Raw genomic sequence first — 16,099 nt, forward strand, 5'->3', positions numbered from 1 at the left:
GAAAAGGGCAGCCGCATCGGGCTGCCCTTCGTGTATTGCGTTCGAGAGACTAAGCTACAACGGCCTCACGGACCTTTACCGGCGTCAGCCAGTTATAGCGATCCGGCGCAAGTCCGTTCACCACATCGAAGAATGCCTTGTGCAGCGCGCTGGTGATGGGACCCATCTTGCCATCGCCGACCATGATGCGATCGACAGAGCGCAGATGCGTCACTTCCGCAGCGGTGCCGGTGAAGAAGGCCTCATCGCAGATGTAAAGCAGCTCGCGCGGCAGGGCCTGCTCGACGACAGGAATGCCAAGCTGGCGTGCCAGGACCAGGATCGAGTCGCGTGTGATGCCGTTCAGCACCGAGTTCGCCAGCGGTGTCGTATACAGCGTTCCGTCGCGCACGATAAAGAGATTCTCGCCCGAGCCTTCGGAGAGATAGCCATTTACATCGAGAGCGATGCCTTCCGAATATCCGTTGATATCGGCTTCCATGCGAATGAGCTGCGAGTTCATATAGTTTGCGCCGGCCTTCGCGAGCGAGGGCATCGTGTTGGGCGCCAGACGGTTCCAGCTCGAGATGCAGACATCCGCGCCGCCGTCACCGGGAACATACTTGCCCCATGGGAAGTTCGCGATATAGACCTCAACCGGGGACTTTAGCGGGTTGACGCCGATCTCGCCATAGCCGCGAAAGGCAATGGGCCGAACGTAGCACGGAGCTACACCATTAGCCTCGACGACCTCGATCACCGCGCTGTTCAACTGCTCGACATCGTAGGGAAGGGGCATGCGATAGATCTTGGCGGAGTTGATAAGCCGCTTCATGTGTTCGTGCAGGCGAAAGATGCTGGCGCCCTCAGGCTGGGTGTAACAGCGAATGCCCTCAAACACAGACGAGCCGTAGTGAATCACGTGGCTCATCACGTGAATGTTGGCCTTCTCCCAGGGGATCAGTTTCCCGTTGTGCCAGATGTTTGCGGTTGTTTCGAGCGGCATATATCAGACCTCGATTAACAGTGTGCCATATCTCGCATCTCTCATAGATTTTCCTTTCCAAAGCAGCGCTATCTTCTTGGAATTGCTGCCAGGAAGCCTGTGGTACCCTGTGCTTCAATGCCGCTCATTTCAGAAGACAGATAGTCCCGCAACCCGTTGCATAACGGTATGTCCTTTCCCCTCTACGCTGGAGCCTGACAATCAGATGGATGCAATGCCAACTCCTCGCGATCCGCGCACGCCGGCAGCTGGGAAGCTTTATCAAAGCATAGCGATAGCGATTTGCATCCTCCTTGGCTTGGCCATGATTCTTAACACCCAGTTGGGTGGCGAAGCCATGTGGTTTTGGTACACCACGGTGTTTCACCACGGAGTAAAGCTTTACTCCGGGCTGCACATGCCGCTTCAACCTCTGTTCATTCTGGAGATGGATGCCTGGATGACGATGTTCGGGACCAGGAACATCGTTGTAGAAATTCCATCGGTATTTCATCTCGTCATTCTGAGCCTTGGGTTTTACTTCATCCTGCGGGAGTCTGCATGGAAGGACTGGCAGAAGGCCTTTGTGCTGCTTGGCGCCTTCATGCTGACAGTTGGTGGTCACTCCTACCGCTTTGATGACTACCATGTCACCACAGAGACTTTTATCCTCTACTCTCTTCTCCTGCTGCTTATCATTGCGAGAACCGAGGATGTGCGCCGCCAATTCGGATTGATTGCGGTGCTGGGGCTGCTCAGCGGGTTTGCCATTACCACCCGGCTCAACGACGGAGTCGCCTTGTTGACGGCAGGTGGATTTAGCCTGCTTTTCCTGGCGCGCAGCAGGAAATTTGTCAGCCTTTGCTGTCTTGGCATTGTTGCTGCCTTGACTGTTCTGCTTGTCGTACGGCTTACGGGAGATACCTTCCCGGTCTACATTTCCAGCACCCTTATCCGTGCCGCGGCCAGTAAGGGAGGGGCGGGCAGCCTCGCTGCCTCACCCTTCCATATGTTTGCCAACACAGTGAAGCTGCTCTACGAGATGGGGAAGCGTGGGGTGCTTGTCATCACGATCGTGGCGGCCTTCGGATACTACGTTCAGCGCTATCAGAAGCCGTGGATGAAGTATCTCGTCTGGCTGCAGGTTGCGGTCCTGGTGGTGGCTCTTGCCGTCATCCGGGTCAAGCGTCTTGATTTGTTGAATGGCCTGCCCATCTCCATAGCTGTGCTGCTTTTTACGCCACTGATGTATTTGGTAGCTCCCATTGCTCTGGGACGTTTTGTGCTGGCAAAGATTCGTCACCAGGAATGGGATTCTCGCGAAATCCTGGCTTTTTTGCCGCTCGCGATATGGGCATCCTACTCGGCTGGCGCGGCGGCCGAGCCACTTACCAACTACTATGCTCCGGTCGCGCTCTTTCTCCTGCTCGTTCCAGTGATTCAACCCTTCCGCAGGTTTGCCAGCTGGGCGACTCCATCCTTTGTCATTGCCATGGGGCTTGTGGGTATCTCTGGTATCAGCGCCAAGATCCTTGTGCCATACCAATGGCAGGATTACAGCTACAGCCCCATGTTCGTGAATCGGCAGTGGTATAGCCACCCGGTCTATGGCCCGATGTACATCGATCGCGATCTGCTGCAGTTCAGCCGAGCGGTATGTGCAGATATCGGGCAGCCTCACCCAGAGCTTCTCTCGCTGCCCTATCCCTATCCGAACTATTTCTGCGATGCCACTCCCTGGCGTAACTATGTGCAGACTTTTTTTGATACTTCAACACGTGCAACTGTCGAACATATGATGAATGAACTCAATACTGCACCTCCGCAGTGGATTGTCTACCAACGGCAGTTGTTCATCATGAGGGGTGCAGAACGGCTCTACAACCATGGTCAGCGCCTTGCGCAAAGAGATCTGGATGACATGATCATGCAGAAGATTGCTACGGGTCAGTGGACATTGGTAGATAAAAAAGACTACCTGCAAGATCCTGAAGGTGGCGGCTGGTACATCATCCGTACGCATCCGTAATTCAGGGTGCGGAGAACATACAAAGGCTGTGATGTGGGGAGACTCCCGATTCATAGGTGAGAGGTCTCTTTCATCTCTGTCAGTCTCGCGACGCTGGTTTTGCTATGCAACAATCGAGGAGTCATGTCCGTTCCGCACGCAGCTTCGCTATCCCTCTTTGAAGGGTCTGCCTATGTCCGCTTTTCGCTGCTTGCTCTTAGCTCGATCTTCTTCCTTGTTGATCCGTTTGCTGCATTGCCGACGTTTCTTGCCGTTACTGCCGATCAGGATGCCGCTAAACGTGCACGTACTGCCCGCAAGGCTTCACTGACTGCATTTGTGATCCTGACAGCGTTTGGGATTGCCGGCACATACATCTTCCGTATCTTTGGAATCACTCTTCCGGCGTTTGAGATTTCGGGCGGGATTATTCTTCTGCTGATCGGTCTCGATATGCTCGAAGCCAAGCGCTCACCTACGCAGGAGAGCCCGGGTGAAACCCAGGCCGCTTCCTCGAAAGAGGAGGTCGGCATCGTGCCGCTGGGTATCCCGATGCTGGCCGGTCCCGGAGCCATCACCAGCGTGATGGTGCTGGTCGGCCAGGCACGGACATACTGGCAGATGATTGCGATCTTTGGTGCGATCTCCTTTACAGCAGTGATCTGCTATTGGGTACTGAGTAGTGCAGATCGCGTAGCTCGGATCCTTGGAGACACAGGGATTCGCATCCTTGTTCGCATTATGGGTTTGCTGCTGGTCGCGCTAGCCGTACAGTATTTCGTCAATGGTTTTGTCGATCTGGGCGTGTTGACGAAGCCCAGTAGTCTCTAGGCAGTTTCGACGAAACCCTGTTCAGTGAACCAGGAGTGCGGAGGCCGCCAGCAGCAGCCCGGCTATACCCAGCCCAAGTCCAAGCATGAAATAGATCCTCTGCTTTGTCAGCAGGGTAATCGAAGAGAGCACGACTGCAATCTGCAGCAAGGCTTCCCCCAGATCATAACGGCTTGCACGCCGCTCGGCGCGGCTTACCTCATGCTCAAGCTCTTCGGCCTTCCTTTGTTCTTCAATGAGGTCGTCGGCCAGCTTCTCCATATGCGCCTTATAGCTGTTCAACTTTTGCTGTACAGCAATGCTGTTCGAACTGGGCTGGAGAGACAACAGATCGGAGGTCATACTGATCTGTCCCTGGCGAATCTTCTTGGCCTGATACTCGTTCCACTGATCGGCGGCGCGTGACTGCAATAGTACGGCCTCGGTATGAGTGCGATGGCCCAGAACTGTAACCATTGCGACTAATACTGCCAGGATGCTGATGATCAAAGAGATATACCGCGTGTCTCCCTTGCTGGCTTCGTGCATTTCCTGGGTAAATTCGTGAATTTCAGTTGCTTCCATGGATGTGACACCTGATGCGGATTCTATCGGAGCCTTTGTTTGAGTGCGTGATGGAGTTTTTCAGACATTTTGTTCGAATTCTAGTTAATCGCGCTTTTATTGGGGAAATGAGGGTTTTTGAAGGTCGGGAGTGGCAATAAAGACGAGAAATGCACAGCGGTCCACAGGAATCCACAATGATCAGCCTTGCATGAGGTCCGGATCGTTGCTAATCTCAACAAGTCGCAGTTGTAACGCGATGGCAACAAAGAGGTAACGTAGTAGCAATAAAGAAAGTATCAACTTAGGGGTTGCGCAAAGTAGAAAGATGCGATACTCTGAATTGGTACCGAAGTAAGAGCTAAAGCCTTGTATCGAAGCCACTTAGAAGTATTGGTGGCAGGTCGAAAGAAGGTAGTAATAAAGGAAGTATGAACTTAGGGGTTGCGCAAAGTAAGAAAATGCGATACTCTGGGTTGGTACGAGAATAAGAAGTAAAGCTTCGCGCCAGAGCCCATTAGGGGTGTTGACGGCAAGTCGGAGCGCAGTCCAAGCGTTTGATCGCGGTAGTAAGAGCTCAGTTGAGCCAACCGACACAAACCCAAGCCACTGCAATTGATATATCCAGGAGCTTAGGCTCCGCGACCCTTTGTTGGGTTGTGAAGATGTTTTGAGAATTTGTGCTGTTTTTGGTTGACCTCCTCGCTATCTGGTCGCCCCGCTCTCCACGCCCTGACGGGTTCTGATGAGAAGAGCAAAAGGGCGAAAAGAAAAGTTGAGGGTAGGGGTTGACAAGCGAATGAAACTTCGATAATCTTAGAAAGTTCGCGCAAAACACTGCAGCGAGGCCGGTGAATAAAGAAACACTCCCGGTATCTCCCCAGTACAGCACAGCGCAATCAAGTTCGAGGACACAAACCTGTGGCTTTGCCCAGAGTTGGTCCTTGATCCAAAACTGTCCGCTTAGGCGAGAACAGTCAGGATCTTTGACAACATAGTTGAACGTGCCAGTCGTGAGATGAAACGACCTTTGGTTGGGTCATTCTCACTATATTATTACCTCCGCTCCTTTCGAGCGAGCGGAGCGCTCGAGCCTTCGGACCCCTGTCCTAGAAGGCAGAGCAAACCAAGATTAAACGAGAGTTTGATCCTGGCTCAGAATCAACGCTGGCGGCGTGCCTAACACATGCAAGTCGCACGAGAAAGGGACTTCGGTCCTGAGTACAGTGGCGCACGGGTGAGTAACACGTGACTTATCTACCTCCGAGTGGGGAATAACCTAGAGAAATCTGGGCTAATACCGCATAACACTTACGAGTCAAAGCAGCAATGCGCTTGGAGAGGAGGTCGCGGCAGATTAGTTAGTTGGCGGGGTAATGGCCCACCAAGACGATGATCTGTATCCGGCCTGAGAGGGCGCACGGACACACTGGAACTGAAACACGGTCCAGACTCCTACGGGAGGCAGCAGTGGGGAATTTTGCGCAATGGGGGAAACCCTGACGCAGCAACGCCGCGTGGAGGATGAAATCCCTTGGGATGTAAACTCCTTTCGATCGGGAAGATAATGACGGTACCGAGAGAAGAAGCCCCGGCTAACTTCGTGCCAGCAGCCGCGGTAATACGAGGGGGGCAAGCGTTGTTCGGAATTATTGGGCGTAAAGGGTGCGTAGGCGGTTTGATAAGTCACATGTGAAATCTTCGGGCTCAACCCGAAGTCTGCATGCGAAACTGTCGGGCTTGAGTATGGGAGAGGTGAGTGGAATTTCCGGTGTAGCGGTGAAATGCGTAGATATCGGAAGGAACACCTGTGGCGAAAGCGGCTCACTGGACCATAACTGACGCTGATGCACGAAAGCTAGGGGAGCAAACAGGATTAGATACCCTGGTAGTCCTAGCCCTAAACGATGATTGCTTGATGTGGTGGGTACCCAATCCTACCGTGTCGAAGCTAACGCGATAAGCAATCCGCCTGGGGAGTACGGTCGCAAGGCTGAAACTCAAAGGAATTGACGGGGGCCCGCACAAGCGGTGGAGCATGTGGTTTAATTCGACGCAACGCGAAGAACCTTACCTGGGCTCGAAATGTACAGGACAACGGTAGAAATATCGTCTCCCAGCAATGGGTCTGTATATAGGTGCTGCATGGCTGTCGTCAGCTCGTGTCGTGAGATGTTGGGTTAAGTCCCGCAACGAGCGCAACCCTTATCTCCAGTTGCTACCATTTAGTTGAGCACTCTGGCGAAACCGCCTCGGATAACGGGGAGGAAGGTGGGGATGACGTCAAGTCCTCATGGCCTTTATGTCCAGGGCTACACACGTGCTACAATGGCCGGTACAAACCGCTGCAACCCCGCGAGGGTGAGCTAATCGGAAAAAGCCGGCCTCAGTTCGGATTGGAGTCTGCAACTCGACTCCATGAAGCTGGAATCGCTAGTAATCGTGGATCAGCATGCCACGGTGAATACGTTCCCGGGCCTTGTACACACCGCCCGTCACATCACGAAAGTGGGTTGCACTAGAAGTCGGTGCGCTAACCGCAAGGGAGCAGCCGCCCAAGGTGTAATTCATGATTGGGGTGAAGTCGTAACAAGGTAGCCGTAGGAGAACCTGCGGCTGGATCACCTCCTTTCTAAGAGAGAACGTTCTGGTAATCAATCTCAGCCTCGCGATTGCGAGCAGGCCACCGTAAGGTGCTACCTGATGAGTGCGAAAGGCCAGACAACCCCTCCCTCAAGCAAAACCGATCTTGGTCGGTAGAGGGCGAGATGGGGAATCTGAACTCAACCTTCTCTTTGTCGTATGAATCAACAACGATGGTCATATCCGGCGTAGCTGGATAGCACGTTCAACTGTGTCCTCGAAAACCTTCGAGAGAGCTCAAGAGCCCGCGTCATCATTCTTCGGAATCGTTGGCCGGGCGACAGAGTAAGCATGTCGGCAGCGCAAGCTGTTCGCCAATGCCGGGCCTGTAGCTCAGTTGGCTAGAGCGCACCCCTGATAAGGGTGAGGTCGGTAGTTCGAGTCTACCCAGGCCCACCATTTTCTATTCTTCGGTTATACTGAACGAAGTGGGGCTGTAGCTCAGTTGGGAGAGCGCCTGCTTTGCAAGCAGGATGTCATCGGTTCGATCCCGGTCAGCTCCACCAAAACTCTCTAAGGTTTTTATGAAGCAACCTGTTCGAGGTTGAGTTTCCGCTCATTGCGGATTCTGATCCTTGAGCATGTCTCAGGCGCGCTCCAGAGCGCGTAGCGTTGCAACACTTTGTTGCCGCAGACGATTTTTGACAACTGAATAGATTGGGTAAATATAACTACAAGGCTGAGCAGCTTTGGGTTATCGGTAGTCTCGATAACTTGAGCTGATTACAGTGTTGAGTGTCTTTAGAATATTTTTGGAACGGCGATGGAGATCCGCAAGTTGTGATCGAAGTTGACCGTTCAGGCGGACTAAGCAACGTAGGTTTATTAGCTTACGGTCAGAGGTTTTCACTCTGATGCGTGCGAGTAAATTCTATGGTCAAGCTACTAAGGGCGCACGGTGGATGCCTTGGCAGAAACAGGCGATGAAGGACGCGACAAGCTGCGATAAGCTTCGGGGAGCCGCACATAGGCATTGATCCGGAGATTTCCGAATGGGGAAACCCAATATGGCAAACCCATATTATGCCCTACTGAATACATAGGTAGGAGCAAGCGAACGGAGGGAAGTGAACCATCTCAGTACCTCCAGGAGAAGAAAGAAACCTCGATTCCGATAGTAGTGGCGAGCGAACTCGGAACAGCCCAAACCCGTATTATTTCGGTAATTCGGGGGTTGTAGGGCCTGCAACAGTAGAGTTACCAATCTGGTCGATAGTCGAAGCTGTGTGGAAACCAGCCCGAAACAGCGTGACAGGCGCGTAGACGAAATTGATCCAGACTCGAAGCAGGTACCTGAGTAAGGCGGGGCACGAGAAACCCTGCTTGAATCCACGGGGACCATCCCGTAAGGCTAAATACTCGTTTCTGACCGATAGTGAACCAGTACCGTGAGGGAAAGGCGAAAAGCACCCCGAGAGGGGAGTGAAAAGTACCTGAAACCGTGTGCCTACAAGCAGTGGGAGGACTATGCCCTTCGGGGAATGTCTGACCGCGTGCCTATTGCATAATGAGCCGGCTAGTTATTCTTGTCAGCAAGGTTAAGCGTGAGCGAGCCGCAGCGAAAGCGAGTCTGAATAGGGCGATTCAGTTGGCAGGAATAGACGCGAAGCGGGATGATCTACCCTTGGCCAGGTTGAAGATGGGGTAACACCCATTGGAGGACCGAACCGGTGTTTGTTGAAAAAAGCTCGGATGAGCTGAGGGTAGGGGTGAAAGGCTAATCAAATTCCGTGATAGCTCGTTCTCTCCGAAATAGCTTTAGGGCTAGCGTCGTGTGATTTGGATCGGTGGTAGAGACATGGATGGACTAGGGGGCTTTCCGGCTTACTGAATCCAACCAAACTTCGAATGCCGATTACAACCAGCACGGCAGTCAGACTGTGGGGGCTAAGCTTCACAGTCGAGAGGAAAACAGTCCAGACCGCCTGCTAAGGTCCCAAAATTATAGTTAAGTGGGAAAGGAAGTCGGAACGCTCAGACAGCCAGGAGGTTGGCTTAGAAGCAGCCATCCTTTAAAGAAAGCGTAATAGCTCACTGGTCAAGCGGTCCGGTGCCGACAATACAACGGGGCTAAAACTATATACCGAAGCAGCGGATGCACACTTTTGAGTGTGCGTGGTAGGAGAGCATTCTCTCGTGGATGAAGCGTAACTGGGAAGATACGTGGACATTAGAGAAGAGACCCTGCCGGCATAAGTAGCGATAAGGAAGGTGAGAACCCTTCCCGCCGAAAGTCTAAGGTTTCCTGAGGAAGGTTAATCCGCTCAGGGTTAGGCGGTCCCTAAGCTGAGGCCGAAAGGCGTAAGCGATGGATTTCCGGTTAATATTCCGGACCTCCCAATAGTTCGTTTGACGATGGGGTGACGCATAAGGATAAGCAGGACCACATATGGCTATGTGGTTCGATACGTGTGAAGCTGGTTTCTCTAGGCAAATCCGGAGAAGCTTAACAGTGAGACGTAAAGCAGAGCCGTAGGGCTTGAAGCTGCTGATTTCATGGTGCCAAGAAAAACCTCTAAGGAGAAAGATTGGGAACCGTACCACAAACCGACACAGGTAGACGAGGAGAATATCCAAAGGCGCTCGAGTGAAAGCTTGTTAAGGAACTCGGCAAATTAGACCCGTAACTTCGGGAGAAGGGTCGCCCCCGTGGGTGCAAGCCTAGGGGGGCCGCAGTGAAACGCGAACGGCGACTGTTTAACAAAAACACAGGTCTCTGCAAAGTCTAAAACGACGTATAGGGGCTGACTCCTGCCCGGTGCCGGAAGGTTAAAGGGAGAGGTTAGGGCGCAAGCTCGAAGCTTCGAACTGAAGCCCCGGTGAACGGCGGCCGTAACTATAACGGTCCTAAGGTAGCGAAATTCCTTGTCGGGTAAGTTCCGACCTGCACGAATGGAGTAACGATCGTTCGACTGTCTTAACGAGTTGCTCGGCGAACTTGTAGTACCGGTGAAGATGCCGGTTACCCGCAGCTAGACGAAAAGACCCCGTGCACCTTTACTATACTTTTACTGTGAGTTACGGCTCTTGCTGCGCAGGATAGGTGGGAGGCTTTGATACCGGACTTTTGGGTTCGGTGGAGCCAACGGTGAGATACCACCCTGCGAGTGTTGTGATTCTAACCTCCTTCCCTTATCGGGAAGAGGGACATAGTAAGACGGGTAGTTTGACTGGGGCGGTCGCCTCCTAAATTGTAACGGAGGCGCGCGAAGCTACACTCAGGTCGTTTGGAAATCGACCGTCGAGTGCAAAGGCATAAGTGTGGTTAACTGCAAGACCTACAAGTCGAGCAGATGCGAAAGCAGGCCTTAGTGATCCGGTGGTTCTGTATGGAAGGGCCATCGCTCAACGGATAAAAGGTACGCCGGGGATAACAGGCTGATCGAAGCCAAGAGTTCATATCGACGCTTCGGTTTGGCACCTCGATGTCGGCTCATCGCATCCTGGAGCTGTAGAAGGTTCCAAGGGTTAGGCTGTTCGCCTATTAAAGCGGTACGTGAGCTGGGTTCAGAACGTCGCGAGACAGTTCGGTCTCTATCTGCTGTGGGCGTAGGAGATTTGAAGAGGGCTGTCCTTAGTACGAGAGGACCGGGATGGACGAACCTCTTGTGTTCCAGTTGTCATGCCAATGGCACGGCTGGGTAGCGAAGTTCGGTTGTGATAACCGCTGAATGCATATAAGCGGGAAGCACGCTCTAAGATGAGATCTCCCAACCCGTAAGGGAAATGAAGGGCCCAGGAAGACCACCTGGTTGATAGGCTGGAGGTTGAAGTGCAGTAATGCATGTAGCTTACCAGTACTAATCGCCCGTTCGGCTTGTCCATAGAATTTACTCTGCGCAATGTTTAGTCACATTGTTCTAGGGAATATTCAACACAAGCTTTGTAGTTATAGAGATATAACTAAGAAATACGTTTTGGTAAATGTCTGCTCAATCTATTCAGTTGTGAACGATCGCGCTGCGGCGCATCTTTCTAAAGTTTGCCGGTGAGTTTACCGCGAGGGTCCCACCCGTTCCCATCCCGAACACGGAAGTTAAGCCTCGTTGGGCCGATGGTACTGCACGCGTAAGTGTGTGGGAGATTAGGTGATCGCCGGCATTATTTCTGAAAAGCCCACCCTTGTGGTGGGCTTTTCTGCGTTTGCACGTCGCATTACACTTGTTCCATGTTTGTTTCGACGCTTCGCTCTTGTTTCTATCTTCTTCTTGCGGCTTTTCTGTGCGTTCTTGTTCTTCCCGCCTCTGCACAGCTTCCGCCGCCTGGTTACAACAGTCATTGGCGGACAGCTGACGGATCTGAAAAGCTTGCCCTTGAGTTTGGAGGCGGTTGGGATCTGGCTATGGGAGCAGCGCGCCAGTCTGAGACTCGCGGTTGGAATTACATGATGGGTGCCGGTTATAACTTCAATCGCCACCTGGCATTGCTGGGCGAGTACGGCTTCAACCATTTCACGGTTCCACCCCAGCCCAAGCTGTCGGACACAATTCCTATTTCGGGTAGCCTTCACATCTGGTCCGTCACGGCCGACCCAAAGTTTCAATACTTCGCGACGGATCGGGTTGGGGCCTACGTCATTGGTGGTGGGGGCTTCTATCGGACGAGCAATCATTCTGACGCAGATAATGGCGAGGCCAACGATGCCGGGGGAGTTAACTTCGGTACAGGCATCGCTTTGAAGGTGTCCGATAACAGCGACGCCAAGTTCTATGCGGAAGGCCGTTATACCTGGATCGACAACAAGCCCACCCCGCACACCACCTATATTCCCCTTACGATGGGGATTCGCTGGTAACCGCGGCGGGTTCTACCTGTGCTTGATTACAATCAGGGGCTAAGGGTAATTCTCCAATTGTTGTAACGCGATGGGGATTCGTGCGTGCCGTCTTCTCCCGGAGAAATGGCATCCAAATCCACGATGCGCGTTATTCCAAAGGGAGAGTTACTTCTGGCTCCAAATCTTCGTCGCATAGAGATGCCTGTGACCCAACTTGCCCCGATGGAACGCTGTCGCGCCGGCTGGTTTACGGCGCTGCTCCTGATGATCAATTTCGTCGGCGATGGCTGGTCCGGGCGCCCGATTGGAGTGGCGCATCAGCTCTTCCTGCTACCGTTTACGGCCGGCTTCCTGGTCTTGCTCTGGCGCTTTCTCTGTGGTTCGGAGAGGGAAACGGCCTGGTGGTCTACGGTGCGGGCTCTTCGGTTGGTATTGTTCTTTGAGATCCTGGCTGGCCTGCTCTTTCTCTATGAGTGCCACCACTTTGCGCCGCTAGGCTATCGGCTGCATCCGTTCGCGGTGCTTGCGGTCTTCATTCCGCTGCTGATTCTTCTTACAGTCTTAATGACCAAGCCCCGCGCCCAGGGCGGCTTGATCTTTGGTGTCGTGCTCGCGGCGTATGTTGCAGGAGTTCTGCTGGCAATCACCAGCTTTCCTTTGAATTACCTCCGCTCGGATATGCTGCCTGTCATCCAGTGGGCAGATACAAACCTGCTGCATCACCTCAGCCCCTACGCGACGATGTACGTAGGCGACCGCATCTACAACTTTCCCTATCTTCCGGGAATGCTCGTGGCGTTCTTCCCGTTCGTCGCGGCCCATCTCGACATTCGTTTCGGGTCTATTGCCTATGTTGTGGGTAGTGCTGTGCTCGTCTTCTGGGCTGCGAAGGTTGAACGGCGACGCGAGGTGGCGGCACTCCTTGGGCTTTTTTTGTTGTGTCCGTTTTTGCAGTATCGCCACGAGCTTTACCTGCAGCCGCACTGGTTTACGCTCGTCGCGATCTTTGTCCTCATGCAGCGCCGCCACTTTGCCTGGGCAGCATTTGTCTTTGGCGTCAGCATGGCGATCTACCAGTTCAGCTGGATTCTCTTTCCATTCTTCCTGCTTAACGCGTTCCGTCGTCGTGGCTGGTTGGAGTCGGCCAAACTTACAGCAGTGGCAGCGCTTGGAGCACTGGCTGTCGCCGGGCCATTTTTGGAGTCAGCGACCCGGCGTATTGCCAACAACACGGTCGGGCAGTGGGGGCTGATGCCTCATGCCGAAGCCATGCCGATCAACCTGTCGTATTGGGTGACGTATCTGGTTCGGCCCGACAAACTGCTGCGGTTGCAGGCTGTTCTGATGATCGCGCTCTTTCTCTACTGCGTCATCCGCAAGGGCTGTGAGACGCTCGAAGACACGTTGCGATGGAGCATCCTCGCGCTGACTGTCTTCATCCTGTTCAATGTGCTGGTTGACGGCTACTTCTATCTCATGCTGTTGGTTCCCATGCTCCTCTACACCTGTGTCGCGAACGGCTGGTGGCGTGAGGCCGAGGGAAGCTACGACAGACCTGACGCGATTGCCACAAACAAGAGTGCCCCAGGACACTGAGCTCCTGAGGCACTGTCGTGCATTCGATTCCATGAGCTAATCAAAAGCCATCGACATCCATGACCGTCTGGGCAAAGGCTTGTGGGGCTTCCTGCGGCAGGTTATGGCCGATGCCACCCGTGATGGTCCGGTGCGCATATTTTCCTGAGAATTTACTGCGATAGGATCCAGGATCGGGATGCGGTGCTCCATTGGCATCGCCTTCAAGGGTGATCGTGGGCACACTAATTACGGGAGTCGCTGCAAGCCGTCTTTCCAGTTCGTCGTACTGCGGTTCCCCTGGAGCCACACTCAACCGCCAGCGATAGTTATGAATCACGATGGCGACGTGGTCCGGGTTGTCGAAGGCCGCAGCGCTGCGATCGAAGGTGGCAGCATCGAAGTTCCACTTCGGAGAAGCGGTCTCCCAGATGAACTTCGCAAAAGCGTGACGATACTTGTCGTAGCCCGCACGGCCGCGCTCTGTCGCAAAGTAATACTGATACCACCAATCATGCTCTGCCGTGGGGGGCAGCGGGTGCTTACCGGCTTCAAGGCCGCTTACCAGGTAACCGCTCACAGAGACCAGAGCTTTGCAGCGCTCCGGCCACAATGCCGCGATGATGCAGGCTGTTCGCGCACCCCAATCAAAACCGGCAAAGATCGCCTTCTGGATCTTGAGAGCATCCATCAGGGCAAGGATGTCGACAGCTACAACCGACTGCTGGGCATTGCGGATCGTGCTGCTTGAAAGAAAGCGTGTTGTGCCATAGCCGCGCAGATACGGGACGATCACCCGGTAGCCTGCCACAGCCAACAACGGCGTGACGTCGATAAAGCTGTAAATGTCATAGGGCCAGCCGTGCAGCAGAACTACGACAGGACCATTCGCGGGACCCGCTTCAGCATAGCCAACGTTGAGCAGCCCGGCATCGATCTGTTTGAGTGAAGCGAACGAGGTGTTTGCTCCTGGCTTAATCGCGAGGATATTTTGTGAGCTTGCCGGTTCCGGATTGCCGGATAGGGAATCAACTCCTTCTGCGAAAAGTTTATGCGGTGCGAGCAATGTCGCTCCGGCGGAAAGGCCGGCTATTGCGAAAAGACGACGACGTGACATTCCAATTGATTCTGTGTGGTTCATGGTGCATCTCCTTGCTGAGCTGCGGCAAAAAGGCCTCGCTGAGGCCCAGGAAGCGGCAGCGATGAGGATGGGTCTCTTCAAATATTTGTTTCTCTTCATGGGAGAGAAACGCAAAGCCCAAAGCGGAAGAAGCCATACCTAAGGTCTTCTTCCGCCCCCTCTAGCGCAGTGGCTTGAAAGCTGCGCGAAGCTCTGAGCAGAAAAGCTCCGGCTGCTCCCATGCTGCGAAGTGGCCCCCCTTCGAGAGCCGGTTGTAGTAGATGAGTTTGGGATAGGCCTTCTCTGTCCAACTCTTTGGGGCCTGATAGATCTCGTCCGGAAAAGCGCTTACGGCCGTCGGGACAGGGACACCTTTCGGAGCGAAGAAGGGAAGCTTGCTCTCCCAATAGAGACGCGCCGAAGAGACTGCAGTTTTGGTTAACCAATAGAGCGTGATGTTCTCGAGGATGTCCTCTCGCGTCAGGCCCTCGGACTGGCCGTCGAAGACGCGTGCGATGAGCGCCTGGCTGCTCGCGTCGTGGTCGAGAATCCAGGCGGCCAGCCCGATCGGTGAATCTTCCAGTGCGTACAGTGTCTGTGGACGGGCCGACATCTCCTGGGCATAACCCAGCCCGTGCTTGTAAAAGAAATCGAGCTGATCCCACGCGCGCTTCTCATCGGCCGAGAGGGGGTAGGGAGGCTGCTCGTTGAGCTGCAGCGCCTTCTCAATTTCGGCTGGGACGGTGGCCGGCATATTCGTGTGAATGCCGATCAAACCCGGAGGCGTCTGCAGTGCCATCTGTTCGGTGACGGCGTTTCCCCAATCACCGCCCTGGGCCACATATCGTGTGTATCCGAGGCGCTTCATTAGTACAGTCCAGGCGTGTGCGATGCGAATGGGATCCCAGCCGGTCGTGGCCGGCTTGCCAGAAAAACCGTAGCCCGGCAGCGAAGGAATGATGACATCGAAAGAGTCTTCCGCCTTTCCACCGTGGGCTGTCGGATCGCTGAGCGGACCGATGACTTTGAGCTGCTCGATGATCGATCCGGGCCACCCGTGCGTGATGATGACCGGCAACGCATTCGTGTGCTTCGACCGGACATGAATGAAGTGGATGTCGAGACCATCGATCGCGGTGATGAATTGCGGCAGTGCGTTCAGCCTGGCCTCTACCTTTTTCCAGTCGTACCTGGCCCAATCGTGCGCGAGCTTCTGCATGGTCGCGAGTTGGACGCCTTGCGTTGCATCTCTGACGGATTCCCGTTCGGGCCATCGTGTTGCGGAGATGCGTCGGCGTAGATCGGAGAGCTCCGCCTCTGAAAAATGGACGCGGAAGGGGCGGATGGAATCGTCTCCGGGCGCTCCGGCTGGCTCTGCAATCATGGAACGGATTTCGGAGGCCTGCATGTCGGCAGGAGAGGCAAGTCCGAAGAGGCCGAGAGCTCCTGCGGCTGCTGTAAGGCTAAGGAAATCGCGCCGGGTAGAGTGAGTTCCGCTGACTGAAGCGTCGTTACGGGACACTATGTCCTGATCTTCTGTGGGGATTTTGGAGGAATGCGGCGCCTCTTTAAGGTGGGTCATGATGTAGTTCCTTTCTAAAACCAAACAGCAGCTTGCATTTTTGAAAGTGCAAATAG

At 54.0% G+C, this 16,099-nt stretch carries 9 protein-coding genes, 2 tRNA genes and 3 rRNA genes; 10 read left to right on the forward strand and 4 right to left on the reverse strand.

All coding sequences use genetic code 11. The annotated features are described in order from the left end of the window. Positions 1–49: 49 nt before the first annotated feature. Positions 50–985 (reverse strand): branched-chain amino acid transaminase, encoded by a 936-nt coding sequence (locus ACIX8_RS02965; RefSeq protein ID WP_014263833.1) that lies wholly within the window; start codon positions 983–985, stop codon positions 50–52. Here ACIX8_RS02965 and ACIX8_RS02970 point away from each other — a divergent pair. Further along, on the forward strand, positions 960–2,993 hold the full coding sequence (locus ACIX8_RS02970; protein ID WP_150110468.1) for a hypothetical protein: 2,034 nt from the start codon (positions 960–962) through the stop codon (positions 2,991–2,993). The two genes, ACIX8_RS02965 and ACIX8_RS02970, sit on opposite strands and share 26 nt — an antisense overlap. A gap of 123 nt (positions 2,994–3,116) precedes the next feature. Further along, complete coding sequence (locus ACIX8_RS02975) at positions 3,117–3,803, forward strand: MarC family protein (RefSeq protein ID WP_014263835.1); 687 nt, start codon at positions 3,117–3,119, stop codon at positions 3,801–3,803. 21 nt (positions 3,804–3,824) lie between these two features. Here the strand turns inward: ACIX8_RS02975 and ACIX8_RS02980 are convergent, their stop codons facing one another. Next, positions 3,825–4,367: a DUF4337 domain-containing protein gene (locus ACIX8_RS02980; RefSeq protein WP_014263836.1), complete on the reverse strand. Its 543-nt coding sequence runs from the start codon at positions 4,365–4,367 to the stop codon at positions 3,825–3,827. Positions 4,368–5,478: 1,111 nt separating this feature from the next. On the opposite strand from ACIX8_RS02980, the gene ACIX8_RS02985 reads away from it, so the two are divergent. The 8 genes from ACIX8_RS02985 to ACIX8_RS03015 all read left to right on the forward strand — a co-directional run bounded on the left by ACIX8_RS02985 (position 5,479) and on the right by ACIX8_RS03015 (position 13,362). Then, a 16S ribosomal RNA gene (locus tag ACIX8_RS02985) occupies positions 5,479–6,978 on the forward strand. 333 nt (positions 6,979–7,311) lie between these two features. Further along, positions 7,312–7,388, forward strand: a tRNA-Ile gene (locus ACIX8_RS02990). 31 nt (positions 7,389–7,419) lie between these two features. After that, positions 7,420–7,495, forward strand: a tRNA-Ala gene (locus tag ACIX8_RS02995). A gap of 369 nt (positions 7,496–7,864) precedes the next feature. Next, positions 7,865–10,814, forward strand: a 23S ribosomal RNA gene (locus ACIX8_RS03000). Between the two features lie 159 nt (positions 10,815–10,973). After that, a 5S ribosomal RNA gene (gene rrf, locus ACIX8_RS03005) occupies positions 10,974–11,090 on the forward strand. The 16S, 23S and 5S rRNA genes sit together here with 2 tRNA genes alongside, the layout of an rRNA operon. Next, positions 11,078–11,377, forward strand: a complete 300-nt coding sequence (locus ACIX8_RS26465; protein WP_396248154.1) for a hypothetical protein — start codon at positions 11,078–11,080, stop codon at positions 11,375–11,377. Before rrf ends, ACIX8_RS26465 begins: the two co-directional genes overlap by 13 nt. Next, positions 11,332–11,784, forward strand: a complete 453-nt coding sequence (locus ACIX8_RS03010; protein WP_396248156.1) for a hypothetical protein — start codon at positions 11,332–11,334, stop codon at positions 11,782–11,784. Before ACIX8_RS26465 ends, ACIX8_RS03010 begins: the two co-directional genes overlap by 46 nt. Before the next feature lie 105 nt (positions 11,785–11,889). Then, on the forward strand, positions 11,890–13,362 hold the full coding sequence (locus ACIX8_RS03015) for a hypothetical protein (protein WP_044176048.1): 1,473 nt from the start codon (positions 11,890–11,892) through the stop codon (positions 13,360–13,362). A gap of 40 nt (positions 13,363–13,402) precedes the next feature. Here ACIX8_RS03015 and ACIX8_RS03020 read toward each other — a convergent pair whose 3' ends face one another. Together ACIX8_RS03020 and ACIX8_RS03025 are read right to left on the reverse strand one after the other, a co-directional pair. Next, the gene (locus ACIX8_RS03020) at positions 13,403–14,482 is read right to left on the reverse strand and encodes an alpha/beta fold hydrolase (RefSeq protein ID WP_014263839.1); all 1,080 of its coding nucleotides are present in this window, start codon (positions 14,480–14,482) and stop codon (positions 13,403–13,405) included. A 160-nt stretch (positions 14,483–14,642) separates the two neighbouring features. Further along, positions 14,643–16,043, reverse strand: a complete 1,401-nt coding sequence (locus tag ACIX8_RS03025; protein ID WP_014263840.1) for an epoxide hydrolase family protein — start codon at positions 16,041–16,043, stop codon at positions 14,643–14,645. Between the last annotated feature and the right edge of the window lie 56 nt (positions 16,044–16,099).

Source organism: Granulicella mallensis MP5ACTX8 (assembly GCF_000178955.2).
In the GTDB taxonomy this organism is placed as follows: Bacteria; Acidobacteriota; Terriglobia; order Terriglobales; family Acidobacteriaceae; genus Granulicella; species Granulicella mallensis.